Origin of the sequence: Paraburkholderia sp. BR14312 (assembly GCF_040948675.1) — a bacterium.
Taxonomy (GTDB): domain Bacteria; phylum Pseudomonadota; class Gammaproteobacteria; order Burkholderiales; family Burkholderiaceae; genus Paraburkholderia; species Paraburkholderia nodosa_A.
Genome location: NZ_JBFPKI010000097.1, coordinates 1 through 256, shown reverse-complemented (window position 1 = coordinate 256; position 256 = coordinate 1). Strand labels below are relative to the sequence as shown.

At 59.4% G+C, this 256-nt stretch carries 1 pseudogene; it reads left to right on the top strand.

Annotation, left to right across the window (positions count from 1 at the left end):
- A pseudogene (locus AB3X98_RS42180) lies at positions 1–181 on the top strand (ISNCY family transposase); the annotation flags it as partial.
- Between the last annotated feature and the right edge of the window lie 75 nt (positions 182–256).

Sequence of the window (256 nt, the reverse complement as noted above, 5' to 3'; positions counted from 1 at the left end):
CGATAACCGTCGCGTATCAGGCTCGCCATCCCGCACCAATCGCGGCGCCGCGGTACGCAAACCGAAACCATTGCCTGGCGCACGGAAGCAGCGCGAAGTGACGCTCGAGGACTTGAATGCGGCGGTAATGGGGACTCACCGCAACCAGGGAGGCTCGGTGCTAAAAACCCCCTCCAGATAGATATAAAGGACTGCGAAACAACCACACCCAGAACCAACCTCAACCCCGACATCTGTATTTAGCCGGGACCCCGAC